The organism is Veillonellales bacterium (genome assembly GCA_039680175.1).
Classification (GTDB): domain Bacteria; phylum Bacillota; class Negativicutes; order JAAYSF01; family JAAYSF01; genus JBDKTO01.
The window spans coordinates 1-20,569 of record JBDKTO010000120.1 but is presented as its reverse complement, the minus strand read 5'-3'; the positions used below and the strand labels follow the sequence as shown (position 1 = coordinate 20,569).

The following is a 20,569-nucleotide window of genomic DNA, read 5'->3' as shown; positions in this document are numbered from 1 at the left end:
ACATTTTTGTATTATTTATATTTTCTACTATATATTTGAATATATTTCCTTTAAAATAACAAAATTTTACAAATTTATTGTGAAATTAAGCGAAAAAAAGTTACCGAGAAAATATTAACACCATACTGCCTGCAATAATGTTTTGCTAAAAAAATCAACTTATGTTAGTATAGTGGATAGATTATATACGTGGCACAATTCCCCAAGCCCCATGATGATATAGTGCTTGCAAAGTCATGATCCCGCAGACTAGGTATCGCCTCCAAAATATATGATATATTATTCAACGTTCTTACATGAGCATTATTTATATGTCCAGATAAGCAACAGACTGGATAAGACGATCCGTCTTGAATAAATTATGAGAAGGTTATAGGAAATCATATGATTATTAAAGCAGAAACAAAGGCTACTATTATTTATCATGACCTAAAAAAAAAGATCTTGGCTAATATGTTGCCTGCCGAAACCCATCTGATTATACGGCAATTATCAAAAGAGTATGGCACCAGCGATATTCCTGTGAGGGAAGCATTGAAGGAATTAACAGCGGAGGGGATACTCGAGACCATACCACATATAGGCTCAAAGGTACGTGGCATATCACAGGAATCCATTCGGGGCATGCTGGAAATGAGAGAGCTCTTGGAACCCGTTGCTGCCAGGCTTGCCGTCAAACGCATCACACCGGAGCAATTCCATGATTTGAAGGAATGTTGGCAAGACATGATGGATGCCTACAACCGGCAGGCACTTAAAGAGTATTCAAAAGACAATCGGGCATTCCATTCCATATTGATTAAAGCCTGTGGAAACGATTGTATGCAGAAAACTTTAGAGAACCTGATAATCATGGAAAAGCGGATCCAGACTGTATTTGAGCTTTTCCCAGAAATTATAGAGGACTCTTATCGCGAACACGCAGAAATGATCCATTTCATCGAACAAAAGAACGGCTCTGAAATGGAAAAACTCATGGCAAAACACAAAAAGCGCGCGTTTGATAAAATGCGGCTTTATTTTAAAATTAGAACGAACGATGATTGAACATCCCGAGATCACTATCCCTAGATGATCCAATGATCGATACGCATTGCAAGAGACTCGCAACTATATTTCCTATCGCCCCTCTAGGGGCTTTTATTTTTCCCTTTTTGTCCTTTCAATGCATAGAATAGCGTTGACAAGAATTCCCGCTCACTTGGACTCCCGCATTAAAAAAGCAGCCACTATCCTGCTACGAACAGCGGCTGCATATAAAAGTCATCCCAACCATCCTATGCTTCCAATCCCGATCCCTCAAGCATCAAAAGTCCTGCAAGAAGGCCATCATCTATCCCTGGAATTTAGAAATCACTGCTTGAAGTTCAGCCGCCGTTTTTGCCAAAACATTCGCTGAATCGGTGATGCCTTCCATGGATGCCGTTATTTCTTCAGTAGCGGCGGCTGTCGTCTGCACACTGTCACTGGATGATCTAGCAATATCGGCGACTTGACGTATGCCGGCAGCCATACGTTGCGTAACCTCCATCTGCTGCTTGCTGGCAAGAGCCATTTCGCGGATGAGGACTTCATTCTTGTCGATTTGCTCCATGATATTCAATAAAACCTGCTTAACCTGGTTGACAACCACTACGCCTTCATTCACTTTTACATTACCAGTATCCATAGCGGAAACAGCATCGTTCATATGCTGTTTTATTTTTCCAATAATCGAGGCGATTTCATCTGTAGCTGTTTGCGATTGCTCGGCCAAATTCCGTACTTCTTCCGCCACAACGGCAAACCCGCGCCCATGTACGCCAGCTCTCGCCGCTTCTATCGCAGCATTCAGTGCCAGCAGATTTGTCTGGCCCGCAATCCCGCTGATCACATCCAATATCTCTCCTATCTGCCAACTTTTTTCCTCCAGGGTTTTCACCGACCCTACTGTCAACTTCGTGGTATCTTTAATCTCATTGATTTTTTCTACAGCATTGACGACCGCTGCATCACCTGTCTTAGCATCCTGGCTCATATCCTTCGATAAGTCAGATACGCTCACGGTCCTTTCGGCCACTATGTTTGAGGTTTCCATCATCTGATTCGCTTCCTGCAAATTATCATCAAGTTCATGCAATTGCTTCTGTGCACCCTGCGCAAACTGGTTCATCGTTACAGCGACTTGGTTCGTTGCCTGCTTGACCTCGCCAGCCGAAGAAGCCAGGTCTCTCGCCGCCGATGAGACCCGGCTGGCATTTTCCTTTACACTCTGGATTAAATTTTTCAGATGTTTGGCCATTATATTAAATGCATCTGCCAAATGTTCTATTTCATCCCCGCTTTTTATATCGACGCTTGCATTCAAATCCCCTCTGGAAAACTTATTCGTAGCCTCTAAAAGTTTCCCTATCGGCTTTGTGATGAAAGATGCTACGATTATTCCTGCTAATGCTGCCAGGAGTATAGCTGCTAGCGTAAATCCGATCCCCACGAAAATGATTTTATTGGTTCCTGCCACTGCCTCGCTCTCCGGCTGTTGGACCACTACGCCCCAGCCACTGAATGGCAATCGGCTGAATCCTGCCAATTGCTTACCGTCCTGCGTATCATAGGATACACTGCCGCTTTTACCACTTAACGCGCTCTGCACCGGGAGAAGGTCATTGACATCTTTCATATTTTTCATCAAATCCCCATCTGGGTGAACAATGATCTTGCCCTTTTGATCGACTAAAAAAGCATATCCAGATGCTCCATATCTGGTATCCAAGACCTTTTTGCTCAATTTATCGAAATCCACGACGCCAAGCAGCGCACCGACAAAATTCTTCTGGCTATCCCGGATCGGGACCGCCAAAACCAAGGAAGCTTTTCCTGTACTATGTCCGATTTGTACATCGGACATAGAAAAATCATCACCTTGACGCAATTTAATGAAATAATCCCTTTCGCTGTTTTCTGTATTTTCCCCTTTTGTCCTTACAGTTTGAACTCCATTCGCATCGCTGACTATGAAAGTACTGATACCTGGCGTCCTTTGGGCGATCTCGTTCAAGAATGACCGCTGCTTTTCTACGTCCATTGATATTATTTCACCACTATCTGCCATAGCCTGCAGCAATTGGATATTCGATACAAGCATCGCATCGATGTCACTCGCTAATCCTGCCGCTGTCCTCCCACTATCCGAATATACGGATTCCAATAGAGCTGCCCGCCCGACATACAATGTTACAATCGTGGTAAAAAATAAAGGAATCGCTGCAATAAGCACGAAAAAAAAGGCAAGCTTTTTCCTCAATGTAAGCTTGCCTTCCTTATGTCCTGAGAAAAATTTCATGTATTTTTACCTCTTTTCATAAAATTTACATCGAATTATTTATGGACATCCCGGATAAAACCATTCATCCTCTATAAAACAAGTCATAAAAGCATCGTCGATTACCCTAGGGCAGCGAAAAACGCCTGATTCCCAAGCATATCCTAAGAAACCAAGCATTTTTCAATCGCAAGATCGATACCTTCTAATTTTACGAATATCCTTTTATGTTGTTCCCCCTATGACTGCCTCTGCGTATTCCTCCAACATCCGGGCAAACCGCATGAGCATCATAGAAAGAAATAATAAATGGACGTCAAGTGGGCGATAAATCCAAGCGCTACCGGAATTGCGCAGCGTTTTGCCACATGGAACGGCGAAACACCCGCAATACTGGCCATAGCGACGATTGCTGGCGTAATCGGCGACATGCAACGGCCGAATCCTGCAGACAACTCCATCGGCAATAAAATCAAGACGGGATCTACATGAAGGAACTCGGCTATTTTAGGCGCCAAACTGGCAAATGCGAAAAATGCAGCATTTCCTGATCCCATGATGAACGCGCATGCTACCATGATGAAACTGATGACCAGTACGATGACCTGCAAGTCTAAGCTCCCACCCTGTGTAAAGCCGATCAATGAATCAATCGCACCGATCGATACCAACCCTTTACCGAACAATTCTGCTGAAATGATCAATGATACAACGACCCTGAATTGTTTAGCCATGCCTTCAAAAAATTTCATAATATCATTCATGACCTGTTTTGCATTGCGCGTACGGATGAATTCAAAAATCATCGCTACGACTGTCGAGAGGATCATTGCCGATACGACATCCAATTTGATTCCCGTATGGAAGAACGGACTGAACAAAATCACCAAAGCCAGTGGTAGCATTGGCAATATCGCATAAATCCGACTTCGCTGCCTGTCCGCATTGTCCGTATTCTCACTCTCATCTATTTCCGCATCGACATTTATATTTCCCCTTGCTTCTTTTCTCTCCCACCATGGCTGAATGAAATAATGCGCTATCCCCACGACGATGATCGCCGGGAGCACAGCATAAAGCTGATACTGGATAAAATATGTAACAGGATCCAAGCCTGCCGTCTTAGCCGCGAGTATCGCATTCGATGACAACGGGCCGATATCCGTAAATTTTGCTGTTACGATGATTGCGACGGCCGTAAGTTTATTCATTCCGCTCGCAACCATTATCGGATAGATGGTAAGCATAAGCAACAGGCCGAGTCCTGCATGGCTGGGAATGAACAGATCAACCACCTGACCGATCAAATAGCCGGCTACCATGATCAGCATCGGAGATTTTATATGCTTCAACGGTGTAGCTGCAACTTCTACAAGCGCCCGATTCGCACCACAATTCTCCATATAACGTACGAAGCCGCCGATTGACATGATTGTGAGTCCCAGTCCTGCAAGCTCCGTGCTAAATAAATTCTTGACAAATACAAAGATATTGAACCAAATGAAGCCCGTATCCTGTTTCGGCGGTACCATGCTGCTTGTCCCTAAAGCAGCGGTACAAACCAGCAATATTATCCCTGCAAAAAACAGAACACCCTGTGGCTTATATTTCTTGCATAGCATAAAACCTACCCAGGCGGTCACAAATAAGGCAATGGCTAACGATAACATGCAAAATCTCCTCCTCTGGATATATTGTACTTTCTCGGCAACCCGAGACACTATGGAGCAAGACAGTTGACCATGGTCTTTTTAAAAATATATTATATATCATATATTTCGTTAAAAAGTCCAGCCATACAGCTTTCCCCCCCCAAGGATAATGCAAGCCGTAAGATCGTACGGGCTGTTCCTTCTTTATATCCGCTTGCAAGCATAGCTGAAATAAACTTATCCTCGATCTGTTCATAATCCGGAGCATCATTCGAGCCAGATACTTCTTTACATACACTGCTTTGATTCTTGAGAAAAATGGTGACCTTTGCCCAACGTGCAGGAAAAGCCTCTGTCGCACCCGCATCCTCGATTACTTTTACCTTTCTGGCTAAGCATAAAACATGCTCATTCTTACGTATCTCTTCTTTGAAGCCGCTTAAAGCTACCCGCCCGTAGAGGATTGCCAAGGCTATACAATAAGGCAAAGAAAATTTTGCCTGGTCTTCTGTGTCGCACTTAAGCGTACCAGTAAGATCAACACTGACTTTATAAGTTTCGACCAAAATCTTTTCTATTTCCTCAGCATGGATTTCCCTTTCATTTAAAAGAGCAAGAACCGCATCTAAGGGAGAATTCGTATGTCCACAGGATGCATAAATCTTATAAAAAGCTGTTGTGGACAAGTATTCCATGTTGTCAATCGCATTGATCAAATCCCCTGACGCTGCTGTACTTGTCGCATTTACAAATCCCTTGCTCCCCATAAGGATATCATCCGGCCCGGTGAAACCGCGTTGCGCCAAAAGAGCCGCCATACTGCCATTTCGACAGGCTTGTCCGATATTCAACGCCTTTGCATAGCTGCCGAAGGTCTCCTGTAAGCCGGCTGCCGTCGTTCCAGCAATCCCTAAGGCGTTGACTGTCTTTTTTTCATCAAGCCCCAAAAAATAAGCGGCAACAGCAGCGGCGGCAAACACACCACAGGTTCCAGTCGTATGCCAATAGCGGTAATGCGAAGGATTCACCGTCCGTCCCAGACGGATGAACACCTCATATCCTATCACCACTGCTTTTAAAAATTCCTCACCAGTGCAAGCAAATCTTTCACCAAAAGCCAAGGCTACTGGCAACGCAATAGACCCGGGGTGTCCGATAGCCAAACGATGCCCATCGTCCAATTCCGCCACATGCCCCATGATGCCATTGATAAATACAGCATCCAACAAAGAAGCTTTCCGTCTGCTTCCAATGACATGCACCTCCGGGGTACCACCAAACTCGTTTATAAGTTGTCTTGCTATATCGGTCTGTGGGTAATTCTTCCCCAATGCTGCACAGCCGAGCCAATCCACTATGCGGTAAGATATATCATGCAACACATTTTCCGGTATCTTCACTTCTTTGACATTTTGAATGAATTTTGCAATTTTTCCCTGACTATTCATGTCTGCAGTTCTCCTGTTCCATAGAATCCGGTATATAACCATCGGAAACATAAAATAAAAGCGCTTTGCCAATCGAATCTCAGGCAAAGCGCTGGTCCCCTTTGCAGGACCTTCCTTAAAGCATCTATTTTCAGCACCTTGTACCAATGTCATCCCAGGCATTTCCAGCTTATGTATCTACCAGCTACCACAAAATTACAAAGTCACTGCCCTACTTTACATTACACCTCATCCGGATCCATTATATCCAGCTTGCGTTTCCAATAACGGGAATATATCGCCCCCAAAGGATTATGTGCCAATACCCGATCCTTGACAACGAGATTTGTGACAGGCCCGGCGCAATTATAATTGAAAACAGCATCATGTCCTACACATAATCCGCAGGAAATATATAGTTCAACCCCTTTTTCAGCCAAGAACCGTGCCTGGAATTTTGGATTGCACATGGCTTCATGTTCTAGTTCCGGCTTGACCTGTTTCAAGCCCAGATCTTTTTTAGCGACACTACAATTTTTGCAGCAGACACTATAGAATTCAAAGCCTTGTCTTTCAAAAAACCTAGCAATGTAATGTGCTTCAGCATTGAGCCCGATGCAAAAAGCCATTCCCAGTTTTTTATATCCCATAGCTTTAGAGAACTCTGCCGTTTCCTGCAAGCGAGTGATATTACTATAAAAAGTCCCTTCCACATACGCCGCAGCCTTCATGATCTTGAGTTCTTCTGATGTATATGCAGCCTTTACAGCTTCGCTGTCCATGCCTGTACAATTTATCCCTTTGGTATAGCATGCATGCGTGGAACAATCCGCACAACCACATTTCATGAGAATTCCCCTCCGTCCTTATACACAAATCTTAAAAAAAAATTTTCCTATATTCGATTTTCTGCTTCCATGCCTTCCCGCACTGCCTTTTAAAGCTGCAGCCTGCCACAGGTTCACCGAACAGTGGTCTTATCCGATTCAGCAATGGATCTTTCCGTCAGTTCCTGTCCTATGCCTGGTAAATCCGGAACCTCATAAAATCCATCCTTCGGCAGGTAATTATATTTACAAGTATTGATATTTCCATCAAGCAAAGCATATCTATGCAATTCATGTATAGCAAAATTAGGTATCACACATTCCAATTGCAAAGACGCTGCGGTCATGATAGGACCGCCGCAAACATGGATCTGGCAGGTACAATCATAAACATGTGCCATATCGGCGATTTTCTTTGCTTCTGTAATCCCGCCACAGGTCCCCAAATCAGGCTGAATAACGGAAATCGACCCATCTTCCAAAAACGGCCTGAAGCCCCACCGGGTATATATGCGCTCACCTGCGGCAATCGGAATATTGACGCCATCCGCGACTTCCTTCATCTGTTTGAAATTTAAGGGTTGAATCGGTTCTTCATAAAAGAGAATGTCGAAGCCCTCTATCATCCTGCCAAACTTTATAGCAGATGTCGTATCCGTGAGAGCATGCGCTTCGATTATGATGTCCATCTCGTCCCCGACAGCCTTACGAATGGCTTCCAGCCTCTTATAGCCGACATTGAGCACTTTTTTGGAAAGTGTCCCACAAAGATTACGGCGCTTTGCATAACCCGCTTCATCTATTTCATTGACATCGACCTTGATGCAATCATAACCATCCTCTAATGCTTTCACAGCCGTTGCTGCATATTGTTCAGGCGTCGTAAGGATATCTTTCTTTGCCGACCGGTTCCAGCCGAATTGGAGTTGGCTGGCGTATGTCCTGAGCTTATCCCGTGTCTTTCCCCCTAAAAGCTGATAGACCGGGCACCCCAATGCCTTGCCCTTGATATCCCAAAGAGCCATGTCTATCGCACTCATTCCAGCTGAGACGACCGTACCGCCGCCTTGTCCCCAAAATGTCTTTTTCTGCATCTTGTGCCAGATTGCCTCGTTCTTCATCGGATCCATACCAATAATGATCTTGGATAGATCCTTGGCCATGCCAAATCCGGCCGAAGCTCCTACTCCATATGCCATGCCTACTTCACCAAAACCTGATATCCCCTCATCCGTATTGATACGTACAACAATCGGCCGCCATTTCGCGACTGCAGATTGCAAATCATTCTTTACATCGATGATATCGACACTTACAATTTTCATAATTGCTCCCCCATCTACATGATATATAATATATGATATATAATATATCTAACAGAATTATTTGTCAAGTCAGAACTAATTGCTAACTTGGGAACGTTCTTATTAAATTAGTCCCGGAAAGTAACGGATAAGAATGCAGGGAAAAAGCCCCTCACCTTGACGACAGTCAATCGGTGACGGGCTTTACCTTCCGAATCACGAATCGCGGGTGAATCGCGGGGACGGTTCGAATCGCGGGGACGGTTCTACTGATGCAGCCAAGGGAATCGCGGGGACGGTTCTACTGATGCAGCCAATACCCCGAAAATTAAATTTCCCCAGAGAATTATTATGGGATCGCTGGAGTAATTGTCATCTGCTCTTAGCTCGACAACTCAATAACGCCTACGTTACTATCCAACAAATTCCATCAGGTCTATAAAATACGCCTATATTAGGCCCGCGAAATTACACTTTGGCTGATTCCTGTAAGCCGTGCAATTTGACGGGTTGATACGCCGTTCACTCGTTTAATTATTCTTAAATACGCATCTCTTTCTTCTTTTTTCATAGCTTGCAAATCTGCCGGAGTTTTCACATGGAACTGTTTTTGTATAATCTGTTTCAAATCCTCATCGGACAATAGGACCGTATCATGAGCCTCCATACATTCTGCCTCATTGATTTTCCCCTTCATAAAAGCTTTAAACGCTTCGCATGCTCTTTCCTGTTCAACTGAAAAAAGGCTCAGAACAAAATCCCTGTCAATCAGGCGGCAAGTTTCTACGTATTCAGCATAGCTACTATAACCAAAAGATTCTATCTTTTTTACCAATTTTGCTTTCAATGGATTTTGATGGATATAGCGCAATACATTCAATAAATATTCATCGCTTTCTATAACTTCGCTTTTAAACCGATCCTGGAACAAATGTCCGCAGCGTGCATATTTCCGATTATACCATGCCACATAACGCACTCCGATACGCTTCATAATACTGGACAAATCTTCTTCCTGTTCCTTAAGAACTAAATGAATATGATTGTCCATCAGGCAGTATCCATAAATAGCATAGTTGCAAATCTTTTTATAATGCTGCAGATACGCAAGAAACTTTTGTCTGTCTTCCTCGTCTTCAAAAATGACTTGCTTATTAATACCCCGCAAAATGACATGATATATCCCCGTCCCACTCTTTTGCCTAGCCTGTCTGGCCAACTGTCATCATCTCTCCTCCCATTCTATTACATTCTAAAAAATGAATCAGCAGAACCGTCCCCGTGATTCTAGATATTTATTGATTGCGTGAAGCTCATCTTGAATCGCTTTTGTGAAACACCGAACAGCTGCCAGATCCTTTTTATGAGGCGGTATGACTTTTACAGCTTCATCGTCTTCTGTTTGATATTTTTTCGCCCAATTAGCCCGACTGCTTAACTTCTTCATCGTCAGATAATCCAAGTTTTGTTCCTTCAGCATTTTTCTTTGAACCGGATCCAACCATGAAATCAGCCGCATAATCTCAACATAATGCTGCATCTCGTCTTCCGCAGCATCCAAGAAAACTTCGGCTACACAAGGATTATTGATAGCGCAGCATAAATAATCTGCAATTGCTCCCCGCTCGTCGGCGGCTGACTCGCGTAACAAATAGAGGTCGCAATGATTGGGACAATCCTCCATTTCATCCGGACAGTAATCAAACATATCAGCAGGGTTGTAATACTTAGGTCTTGACATATTAACCCCTCCACTTCCTATAATAACGATCTGATATATTATATGGAAGAGATTGAGTTCGTGCTACTTTTTATGGTAATCATTCCGCCCCAAGTTCTATCAATCAGGAATCCTGCTAGGCCAGATTGCATAAGTATCCATAAAGCTCCCTTTTATTGTTAGCCTATGCTAAATTGCTTTCGGCATCTTCTTCATCTTTCAGTTTTGATTTAAGTATCTTGTAAATCACCCCAAGCATTATAAACCATACCGGTGTTACAAATAGGGCTACACGAGTTTCCTCATTAAGTGCCAGTGTAACTATAACAAAAGCAAAAAATGCTAAAATTATATAGTTAATGATTGGATACAGCGGCATTTTGAATTTGTTCTTAGCAGCAAGTTCAGGATTCGTTTTGCGATATTTTAAATGGCAGACCGTTATAATTGCCCAAATGAAAATAAAGCAGAATGTTGATATACTCGTAATGAGTACAAATACCCCTTCCGGCATAATATATTGCATAATAACCGCAATCAAGACGACAATTGCTGAGAACACTGTAGCATTAGAAGGTACTTGACTGGACGTTAATTTTTTCATTGACTCAGGCGCATTATTTTCTTTAGCAAGCGAATAAACCATACGGCTTGTACTGAAGATACCGCTGTTGCAGGCAGATGCAGCCGATGTCAATACAACGAAATTTACAATACTTGCTGCTGCTGCGATTCCCACTGCGGCAAATACCTGTACAAACGGGCTTTTATCCGGACTAATTGAAGTCCATGGATATATACTCATAATAATAAGAAGTGCTCCAATATAGAAAAGAATAATCCGAATTGGAATATTGTTGATAGCCTTTGGAATAACCTGTTCGGGATTTTTAGTTTCACCGGCTGTTAAGCCAACTAATTCGATTCCAGTAAACGCAAATACAACCATTTGGAAGGAAAGGATAAAACCGCTTACCCCGTTGGGAAACCAGCCGCCATTACTCCAAAGGTTTGCAAAGCTGGATGCACCGGCATCGGTAGAAAATCCTTTAATAATCATAAACGTACCAATTATAATCAGTGCTAGAATTGCCACAACTTTAATCAAGGCAAACCAGAATTCCATTTCACCAAATACCTTTACTGCGGTAAGATTCATAATCAATAAAATTACAAGAATGATAAGGCTTGGAACCCATTGAGCTATATTCGGCAACCAGTACTGTATATAAAGTCCGGCAGCAGTTACGTCTGCCATGGCAAGTGAAATCCAGCAGAACCAGTAGGTCCATCCAGTAATAAATGCTGCTCCGTTTCCTAAATAGTCACGTACAAAGTCTACAAAGGAATGATAGTTTAAATTGGAAAGCAATAATTCCCCAAGAGCACGCATAACAAAAAAACAAATTACCCCTGTTATCATATACGCAAGTAAAATAGATGGACCCGCCAAGTGAATGGACCTGCCCGAACCTAGAAATAAACCTGTACCAATTGCACCGCCAATCGCAAGTAATTGAACATGACGATTTTTTAGTCCTCTCGATAAATTTTGATTTTCCGGCATGTGTATTCCGCCTTTCTAAATATTGCTGTTTTTAAATCTGTGTTACAAAAATCACAATTTCCTAAAATTATTATTTGATCATCAAGCTATGTTTTTCTATTGAATTGACGTCATACCCCCCAAAAAAGCAATTAATAACATCCTTAAAAAATACACAAAGAGGCCAAATATAAAATCTGGCCTCAAAAATAAAACAGCTAATTAGCTCTGTCCTTTTACCTGAGAGATTCACTGATCTAAAATATAATCAGCTTGCTCCTTCGGTGCTCCACTGAGGCTCTCCAGAGTTTCGTCCAATAATGGTCCTTTTGCCTGAAAGCATAACATCTTCGGCGGATTATAAAATCTCTCTCCCATTATCTTCATACGAGGTTCGATATCAAATTAGTAGTACCCATATACTCTATCACCTATCTTTATAAGCGTCAATGAAAAGTAAAATTTGCACAGGGCGTATTCATGAATAACCTGCCCAACTAAACTCCACAAGGAATAAGACTTTACGATCATCACCCGGAGAGGAGAAGTTTGCTCATTTTGCGAAGCAAAATGAGCGTCCCCTAGCTTCAAGTCGGCAAAGAGCCTGAACTTATTGTTTCTTCTCTTCCGTCACGCAATACTCGCCAAAAGCCTTCCGAAACTGCACAATCGCCCAGCCGCGCAAATTGGGGTCAGGATTTTGCATCAAGTTCTTCAGTATATCATACATTTGCTTCAATTCTGGGTCAGCTTTTGCCTCAATATTTTGCGTTTGACTCTCTATTCCGTCCGGTCCAGGGCCTCTTCCCAACAGCAGCCATTCTGTTGACAGTCCAAAATATCTGCATGTAGATATCACAGTATCTATTGATGGCTTAAAGCTACCTTTTTCGATACCACTAACATTCCCTTGAGATAAACCGACAACATCAGCAAATTCCTTTTGAGTCATGTCATAATATTTTCTAATGAACTTCAATCTTTCATTGACTTCAAGACTCATAATAGGATAGCCTCCGAAATATTTATTAATATTTTAATATTAATCTATTGAAAATATTAAAATATAGATTTATAATAAGTTTATGCAAATACCAATGATAAAATTATAAAACTACATATATACAACGAGGTGGCCTCTGTGGAAAATGCAGTTCTTGCGCTGAACGCAATCCGGCCCGGAATGTTTACAGCAGAACCTGTCTTAGACAATAACAAACAAATCATTTTGCAGCAGGATATCGAACTAACCAGTCACATGATTAATCTGCTGCAAAAGTGGAAAATCAATTCTGTTTGTGTTCGTCCCGCACAAACAGAGACAGATTTTAAATCCAGCGGCAATCCCCGTTCCCCAAATCAGTCTGCATACCCTTTCGATTTTTCCGAAAGATACCACCGGGCTGCCACGCTGGCTGGCAACGTGTTTGAATATATGCGAAGTAACGAACAGCTGCCGTATGATACTTTTCATCAATTAGCACATCATGGGTTATACGAACTAACTTGCGAAAAAGCCGTCCTGGCTAATTTGTATCGGCTAAAACCTTCTACCGATTACACCTATCTTCATGCGGTAGATGTCGGTATTATCGCCGGACTGATTGGGCGATGGTGCGGTTTTGAGGAACGCACAGTCCAGTCTTTAATCTTGGCAGGTGTAATGCATGACATCGGTAAATCACAAATTCCGCGTTCGATTTTAGACAAACCCAGTAAACCATCTGATGAGCAGATGGATATTCTCAAACTTCACCCGGTATATGGCTATTATATGGTAAAAAGCATCTCTGATATTTCATCAGAAATTGAATATGCGATCTTGCAGCACCATGAACGCATGAATGGCGGCGGCTATCCCGCCGGTATTCATGCGCACCGCATCCATCCTTTTGCCAAAATCATTTCCATTGCCGATGTGTATGATGCCCTGACCTCAAATCGCGTGTACAAAAAAAGTATCACGCCCTTTGCTGCCTTAGATATTTTAGTCGACCAGATTTTTACTCATTTTGATCACAAATACTGCAAACTTTTTATTCAATCTGCCCTGAAACCGCTAATAGGCTCCACCGTTCTGCTAAGCGACCAGTCACAAGCCAAAGTGCTGTATTTTAGTTATTTTATGTCCGCCAAACCGGTTGTGCAAAAGGAAGATGGTTCCATACTGGATTTGAATCAGCCTCATTCGGCTTCCATTGTAGAGGTCGTAAAATTCTCCTAATTTACTCAACAGCAATTCATTTTATCATTCTGCATGCCTCAGTTCTATTCCTTCTTAATCTCTTTCCTCATCTTCAACAATAACTTGCTTATTAATACCCCGCAAAATGACATGATATATCCCCGTCCCACTTTTTTGCCTAGCCTGCCTTGCTAATTGTCATCACCTCTCTTTACATTCTATTTCATTCCAAAAAATAATCAACGGAACCGTCATATGAGTACGAATAACTAATTTTCAATAACTAAGGCATGTCCCCAAGCACTTCCGAAGAATTTTCCTCCTCCCAAGAATCCATTAAAGCTGCTGCTTTTATTTTAACCTGAGCAAGCAATCCCGTATCCCGTTCTATTGCTTCTACACATAAACCTGTCGGTTTTATATCAAAGCTATCAATCTTAGCAAAAACTCGCTGCATAGTTTCTTCTGGATTGCGATAATACTCACTACCCCTGATACGAATAAACCGCCATCCTAAACGCTCAAGAATCGTTTGACGTTCCATATCTTCACGAATTTTTTCTTCACCACTATGGTATTTCTCGCCATCACATTCAATTGCAATCTTTTTATTGCCATCTACGACGACCATATCAATTCTGTAAGCACCAACCTGCCACTGCTGAATGATATTATACCCTTTCGCAACTAAAGTCTTTCCAACTACCTCCTCAAAAGGAGATTCTGCATGAGCTTCAATCTCAGTTGCCACCTCAGAAAAAGTTGCCGGATTTGCTACATAATCCAAAAGCTCTTTTCTTAAATCACCAGACTGCAAATCCTTTGACGGATCAAGTGAATGAACCACCCACATCTGATCCCTTGCACGGCTCGCAGCAACATTATAACGCTTCTTATTAGCGCCATCCGGACCTTCCGAAAACTTTCTAAGAGGTCCATCACTATCGTTACTATCAACCAGCGTAAGAAATATAACATCCCTCTCATCGCCTTGAAAATTGGATGCATTACCACATAATATACGCCGTTCCTCTAATACTGACGGATTTAGCTTTTCAATCAGCATATTCTGTATCAGCTTAGCCTGTTCATCTCCCAGTAACGAAATTACCCCAATTGTTTTCTCATCATATTCAGGCATTTCCAAACAAGCTAACAGCAATGCAACAACTGTTTGTGCCTCTTTCAAATTTATCTTTTTTACCCGCGCGCCATTCGTACGATACGCTACGACCGATGGCAACAATTTACTGTCACTCGCATCGCGTAATGGCTTAATATTGTAATCATAAGAAAGTCGATTGCTAAACCCTATGATTTCAGGCATACATCGAAAATGTTCTTTTAACATTAATGGCTGAAAAGTAGTGCTTGCAATATCATACAGAGACGTCTTTGTATTATAAAGATGCCAATTAGGGATGATATTTTTTATATACATCGCCGAAAGAGCATTCATCTTATCCTGATCCGTACCAACTGCAAGCGGACTGACCTGCTTATCATCACCCACGATAATAACCTTCTTCGCCATATAGATAACTGCTAACGCAGAAATATCAGACTGACTTGCCTCATCCACAATAACAACATCAAATTCATTTTGACCCGGAACAAGGCTTTCTAAAACACGATTCACTGTCATAATCCATGCCGGTACAGCTGTCTGGCACTTAGCCATCAGTTTTCTAGCTTCTGCCTTCAATGCCGGTGCGTTTTTACCCGTACCGCGTCCAATCTTACGCGTAGTAAGTTTCCATCCCTGTAATGCATGACGCATGTCTAAATCCTGTTCAGACTTCTTCAAGAGATGATACCACGCACTATATTCAGCAAGTTTCGCAGTTTGTTCCCGATAGCTTCTGCTTAAAACAACACTTTGATTTTGTAATTCCTCAAAAGATGTAGCTGTCATTTCGCCAATTATCCCTGCAAACTGTTTCCATCTCCATGCGCTTCCTATATTCTCTGGAACCATATTTTTACCATATATACCCTCGCGTTTGCGAATTGCATTTGCCCATTCAGGAGCTACACCATACAACTTTTCCAGTAATGCCTTCCGTTTATTCTGTAATTCGTACTTATCATAAAGTCTGGATAATTCCTGAAATGCAGCAAAATACGCCTCCACATCAAGTTCTGCTATAGCCTTTTGCAGTACAGCACACATTTTTGAACCTGCTAATGAATTTCTTCCTAACTGACTACTAATCTCAGCCAGTTTTTTACGTGATGTACAAAAATCAAAGAAACTATTGCATATTTTTGCTACTACAGGCAGGGAAGTATCTATGGTCGACAAAATTTTCTGCGTAGAAACTATTTCTGAATCCAATGGATCTCGGTAAAAAATATTATTACTCTCTATTCCTATATCCTCAATCAACGATATAAGTTTCTCGTATTCATTTTCATACCAATCTAAACAGCGTTCAATAATCGGCAACATATTTTGAGCAATCTTCTCCGGTGTTTCAGTATCCAAAGAATCAAAGTTGGACATATCATGTTTACCTAACAGTTCATCCCAATATTGCCCGCATTGATTACGCATCTGCAGCAAATGAATTTGATGTAAAACTAAACTACAGTCATCAGCAGAGGCAACATTCTCTCCATTGACATCAACAAGTTCGTCAACTAAATCAAATTGCTTATTAAAAAAGCGCTTCAGTTTAGATATCTTACCACTTTTCTCAAAAATATCGTGCATATTAATAAGAATATCTTTGATCTGTGTAAAATCACAATTCGGTGAAAAAGTAATATGCTTACCAAATTGCTCCTCAACCAACCCGTCGGCATAATCATTCGTATCTTTTATGCAGGAAGTCAAAGTCTGCCATCTATTCCTATAGCCAGTTCCCCGTTTTCCATCAACAGCTGCATAAAACATCCATTTATCAACCTGTGCAAAAGATTCCAGATAATCCAGTAATGCCTGTATTGAAGAATGTTCTGAAGTCTGAACCGAAATAGAACGGGTTCCCATGTTCAGACAAAGCACGCCAACTGATTCGTTGATTTCCAAAGAAGCATGTAGGTTTTCAGCCAAATGCTGCATATTTCCATAACTTGTATGCAGAGTACAGACTGTTTGTCTAAAATCATCCGGCGAAATCAAACCAGCGGGATTAGGCAGATTCCATGCCAATTCCTCTTCTTCCTTTGCCGTAATTCCTTCATTACTGCGATACAAAGAAGCTAATTCTTCAAAAGTCAAAGGGAGTGGATGATAAAGCTGGACACAGCCCGGAATATATGCTAGTTTTTCTGCATTTTCATAAACAAACTTTGCAGCCATTGATGGTGAAATACTTTCACCACTATAGGAAATAGGCATAAATTCCTTATACTTGATATTGTATATTTTTTTTCGTATATCCCCCAATTTATGAATAATCTCTTCACGTACCCGTTGTGCAGAAACCATTTTCTCTTTCAATGAATTAGAATTATAACGTGAAAGATGATCACTAATACCATCAATAGAACGTTCCATATCTGAATTAGAATCATCTAGCACAGAAACACAAAGATCCTGCAGGGCTTCCGGAACTTTTTCCTTCAAAACAGACAAAGCCTTTTGTGTATGGCTTGTAACCAAAACACTCTTTCCCTGTGCCAGAAAATGCCCCATTAAATTTGCGATCGTATGTGTTTTACCGGTTCCCGGTGGCCCTTGAACAACAACTGCATTATAATCTTCAATGCGCTGTGCAATCTCCAATTGTTCTTTATTTGCCTCTTTAGCCAGCAAAATAGACGAATCTTCACCACCAACAGCAGCTAATTGCTCTGGAAGTGTTGGCGGTTCCTTCTCTGCAACTGTATCCACTATACCGCCACTTACAATATCCCCTAGTGCCGCCGGAAACTCTCCTGTTTTTTCTATGTTTTCAATGATTTTATCAATTGACTGAACAGCTCCACTAATCTTTTTACGAACAAAAAATACTGGATCGATTGATATAGATAACCGATCTGCTGTATTTTCCGGTAATTTATCGCCTATAGCAAGAAACTTACTTTCTGGACATAAACTATGTACAAAATTCTTTAAAAAATCATATGCATCATTTCTATCTAATGGATGATAGTCTTTCTCAAATAATTCCTCTTTGTACTGCTTTACTGCCGAATAATTTATATCATCAATACTACTAAGAAGCATCGAATATAACTCTGCCTCTGCATTTGTGTCATGAAGATAAATGGTATTACTAGCGGAATCAAAGCTAGTTTTTAAGCGTTTAGCCAATACAGGATGATTCACATCCATTGCTATCTTATCACGCAATAAACCATTACCCACCATCAACTCAAAAGACTCTGAATCATTTTTCAAACTCAGATGCATTTGATAAAGACGAATAAAAAATTTACGAATACGATCAATAAATTTCTGTTTGTCTACCCACGCATCCCGATTTTTAACCCAGGTTTCATACGCATGAACACGAACGATATCATCAGAAAAGCGCTCTATATTGCCATCTTGTATATCATTTTCTATCGTACTGCTAACTGTATTTGTTAGAGTTATCTGCTCTTTTACTACATGCTCCGTCTCTATGTCATGCTTTAAATCATTTTCTTGTGCACCATTTTTCAATGACCCTTTTTCCGTCTTCGGTGCTTCAACCTCAAGCGTATCTCTCACTATAACAGGCTTTGAAAACAGCTCCCACCCTGGATACAGCCATTCAGAAAAAATTTCATCCGGCTTAGGACAGGGTAAGAACTCTGGCTTTTGAACAGATAAAACAATATCGTTTGCCACAGCATCGCCATTATCATTGTCTTCCGCTACCCGATCCCTATAATTAATCTTGATGTATTTCCCATCTTGAGGAATATCCTTAAAAAAACATACCCATGGCTGAGTTATAATATTGCGTACGTTTTTTATCTTCAAAGTATCAAACGCCCGTATGAATTTGAACATTGAAATTACTTTTTCTTTTGTATCCATGATACCCCTCCAAAAAAAATCTCTTTTACTCTTTTAGCGTTTTCATGAGCTCATTAAATCTATCTAGTGCTGACTAAAAATTTTCAATATTATCCCCAACCAGTTCATTCGGCTTCGGCAGATTATTGAGATAAGCTAAGGGCTTATCCTTGATCCAAAATATATCAAGCCCCCTTATCACGGGCAAGGAGCTCGTCAATCGTAAACTTGCGGAAGCGGCCATCCGGATTATCCTCTAACCAGATTTCTTCACGCTCATAGTTATTTCCGTACCACTTTACCTGCGCCGCCTTCAAAAAAGACATTATACAGGACAACAACCGCTACCTTTCCCGTCGGCTTGGGCAAGGTATTGATATGCTGGGCGAGCCTGTCATAATTTCCTATTTTTATGTACCAAAAAGTACTATCCCATCTGTCACATATCCCTCTATCGGCAAATGGGAGACACTGCCGGGGCTTCACAGCCCCAAGCTCTCACAGAACCGGCCGTGCCCAATTACGGAATCCGACTCTTCACTTTATCATTCACATAACGTAGCTCTTTCCTGCACCTAATTCAAAGATGTTAATAGGTATTCGCCCTGGGAAACGAGTATTTCTTAATGGAAAAATTGAATTTGCTCCAATTGATGTTTTTGTTAAACTAAAAGTACTCCACTCAAGATTAAACTCTTATGTTATTGAAGACATAAGAGAGGAAGAACTGAGTTTGTTAACACTGACCCCAAAAATAAGATATAATCTTATTTTTTTACAGAAATAACAAGGAGACAGGAAATTTGTTTCAGGCTTTGCAAATTCATGTTGCCGATATAATTTCTTTGTATTTTGCAATGGCTCAATGAATTTTAGCCGATCTTCATAGTCTTCGAAAATGCTTTACCGGTTGATCCCGCGTAATATGATATGATAGATTCCGCTGCTTTTTGCCCTTGATTTCCTTACCAAAGCCTTCACTTCTGAAGTGAGTATATCACCATTTTTCTAAAACAATATTTCTGTCAACGTATTTTAGCATCATCTTATGCTAAAAATATAGAAAATCGTAAAATTTTGTCACTCAAGTAATTATTTGCTATTCTTATGGAATTCTATGTTATATTCTGAAATTCCTACTGAAAAGCAATTAGATTTTTCAGTAATTTTCTGATGATAGCTATCGTTACTAATTAACGCAAAATGGAATAAAAAAACAGGGAGTGAAATCACTCTCTGCTTTTTTATTCCTATTTTATTCCACAGTCACTGACTTGGCCAGGTTTCTCGGTTTATCAACGTCACAGCCACGGGTAACGGCAGCATAATAAGCCAGAAGCTGCAGCGGAATCACTGCCAGGATGGGGGCAAGGTACTTATCGGTTTTGGGAATAAAGATGGTATGATCGACATATTTGCCGATTTGTTCGTCGCCGGCAAAGGCCAGGCCGATGACGACTGCGTCACGGGCTTTTACTTCTTTGATATTGCTTAATGTTTTTTCGTAAACGTCATGCTGCGTTGCCAAAGCAATTACCGGGATGCCCTCGATGATGAGCGCCAAAGTGCCGTGCTTCAGTTCGCCGGCCGCATAGGCTTCGGCGTGGATGTAGGAGATTTCCTTTAATTTCAGGGAACCTTCCAGCGCCA

Annotated in this window: 13 protein-coding genes and 1 riboswitch; of the genes, 2 read left to right on the top strand and 11 right to left on the bottom strand. The window is 41.4% G+C overall.

The window, feature by feature from the left end; genetic code table 11:
- Positions 1 to 384 precede the first annotated feature (384 nt).
- Positions 385 to 1,047 (top strand): GntR family transcriptional regulator, encoded by a 663-nt coding sequence (locus tag ABFC84_19295; protein MEN6414891.1) that lies wholly within the window; start codon positions 385 to 387, stop codon positions 1,045 to 1,047.
- 286 nt (positions 1,048 to 1,333) lie between these two features.
- On the opposite strand, the gene ABFC84_19290 is transcribed toward ABFC84_19295, so the two are convergent.
- The 9 genes from ABFC84_19290 to ABFC84_19250 form a co-directional block, all read right to left on the bottom strand.
- Entirely contained in the window at positions 1,334 to 3,322 is a 1,989-nt protein-coding gene (locus ABFC84_19290; GenBank protein ID MEN6414890.1) for a methyl-accepting chemotaxis protein, read from the bottom strand.
- A gap of 269 nt (positions 3,323 to 3,591) precedes the next feature.
- Positions 3,592 to 4,971 (bottom strand): C4-dicarboxylate transporter DcuC, encoded by a 1,380-nt coding sequence (gene dcuC, locus ABFC84_19285; GenBank protein ID MEN6414889.1) that lies wholly within the window; start codon positions 4,969 to 4,971, stop codon positions 3,592 to 3,594.
- A 92-nt stretch (positions 4,972 to 5,063) separates the two neighbouring features.
- Entirely contained in the window at positions 5,064 to 6,401 is a 1,338-nt protein-coding gene (locus ABFC84_19280; protein ID MEN6414888.1) for an MmgE/PrpD family protein, read from the bottom strand.
- Positions 6,402 to 6,622: 221 nt separating this feature from the next.
- Positions 6,623 to 7,228, bottom strand: a complete 606-nt coding sequence (locus ABFC84_19275; GenBank protein MEN6414887.1) for a DUF1847 domain-containing protein — start codon at positions 7,226 to 7,228, stop codon at positions 6,623 to 6,625.
- Positions 7,229 to 7,341: 113 nt separating this feature from the next.
- Positions 7,342 to 8,532 carry a mandelate racemase/muconate lactonizing enzyme family protein gene (locus ABFC84_19270; protein MEN6414886.1) on the bottom strand — a complete coding sequence of 397 codons (1,191 nt, stop codon included), beginning with the start codon at positions 8,530 to 8,532 and terminating at the stop codon, positions 7,342 to 7,344.
- 433 nt (positions 8,533 to 8,965) lie between these two features.
- A complete protein-coding gene (locus ABFC84_19265; protein MEN6414885.1) occupies positions 8,966 to 9,730 on the bottom strand; it encodes a transposase in 765 nt (254 codons plus the stop codon).
- A gap of 45 nt (positions 9,731 to 9,775) precedes the next feature.
- Positions 9,776 to 10,252 (bottom strand): hypothetical protein, encoded by a 477-nt coding sequence (locus ABFC84_19260; GenBank protein ID MEN6414884.1) that lies wholly within the window; start codon positions 10,250 to 10,252, stop codon positions 9,776 to 9,778.
- Between the two features lie 163 nt (positions 10,253 to 10,415).
- Positions 10,416 to 11,798 carry an amino acid permease gene (locus tag ABFC84_19255; GenBank protein ID MEN6414883.1) on the bottom strand — a complete coding sequence of 461 codons (1,383 nt, stop codon included), beginning with the start codon at positions 11,796 to 11,798 and terminating at the stop codon, positions 10,416 to 10,418.
- A 197-nt stretch (positions 11,799 to 11,995) separates the two neighbouring features.
- Positions 11,996 to 12,093: riboswitch (glycine riboswitch) on the bottom strand.
- A gap of 294 nt (positions 12,094 to 12,387) precedes the next feature.
- A complete protein-coding gene (locus tag ABFC84_19250) occupies positions 12,388 to 12,780 on the bottom strand; it encodes a helix-turn-helix transcriptional regulator (GenBank protein MEN6414882.1) in 393 nt (130 codons plus the stop codon).
- 138 nt (positions 12,781 to 12,918) lie between these two features.
- Between ABFC84_19250 and ABFC84_19245 the strand changes: the two genes are divergently transcribed.
- Positions 12,919 to 14,001: an HD-GYP domain-containing protein gene (locus ABFC84_19245; GenBank protein MEN6414881.1), complete on the top strand. Its 1,083-nt coding sequence runs from the start codon at positions 12,919 to 12,921 to the stop codon at positions 13,999 to 14,001.
- A 244-nt stretch (positions 14,002 to 14,245) separates the two neighbouring features.
- Here the strand turns inward: ABFC84_19245 and ABFC84_19240 are convergent, their stop codons facing one another.
- Positions 14,246 to 18,940 carry an AAA domain-containing protein gene (locus ABFC84_19240; GenBank protein MEN6414880.1) on the bottom strand — a complete coding sequence of 1,565 codons (4,695 nt, stop codon included), beginning with the start codon at positions 18,938 to 18,940 and terminating at the stop codon, positions 14,246 to 14,248.
- A gap of 1,234 nt (positions 18,941 to 20,174) precedes the next feature.
- A partial coding sequence (locus ABFC84_19235) for an SIS domain-containing protein (protein ID MEN6414879.1) occupies positions 20,175 to 20,569 on the bottom strand: 395 nt, incomplete at its 5' end.

Coding starts and splice junctions, on each gene's coding strand:
- ABFC84_19255 (MEN6414883.1), bottom strand. CDS start 11,798: ATGCCGGAAAATCAAAATTTATCGAGAGGACTAAAAAATCGTCATGTT.
- ABFC84_19290 (MEN6414890.1), bottom strand. CDS start 3,322: ATGAAATTTTTCTCAGGACATAAGGAAGGCAAGCTTACATTGAGGAAA.
- ABFC84_19250 (MEN6414882.1), bottom strand. CDS start 12,780: ATGAGTCTTGAAGTCAATGAAAGATTGAAGTTCATTAGAAAATATTAT.
- ABFC84_19280 (MEN6414888.1), bottom strand. CDS start 6,401: ATGAATAGTCAGGGAAAAATTGCAAAATTCATTCAAAATGTCAAAGAA.
- ABFC84_19275 (MEN6414887.1), bottom strand. CDS start 7,228: ATGAAATGTGGTTGTGCGGATTGTTCCACGCATGCATGCTATACCAAA.
- ABFC84_19260 (MEN6414884.1), bottom strand. CDS start 10,252: ATGTCAAGACCTAAGTATTACAACCCTGCTGATATGTTTGATTACTGT.
- dcuC (MEN6414889.1), bottom strand. CDS start 4,971: ATGTTATCGTTAGCCATTGCCTTATTTGTGACCGCCTGGGTAGGTTTT.
- ABFC84_19270 (MEN6414886.1), bottom strand. CDS start 8,532: ATGAAAATTGTAAGTGTCGATATCATCGATGTAAAGAATGATTTGCAA.
- ABFC84_19240 (MEN6414880.1), bottom strand. CDS start 18,940: ATGGATACAAAAGAAAAAGTAATTTCAATGTTCAAATTCATACGGGCG.
- ABFC84_19295 (MEN6414891.1), top strand. CDS start 385: ATGATTATTAAAGCAGAAACAAAGGCTACTATTATTTATCATGACCTA.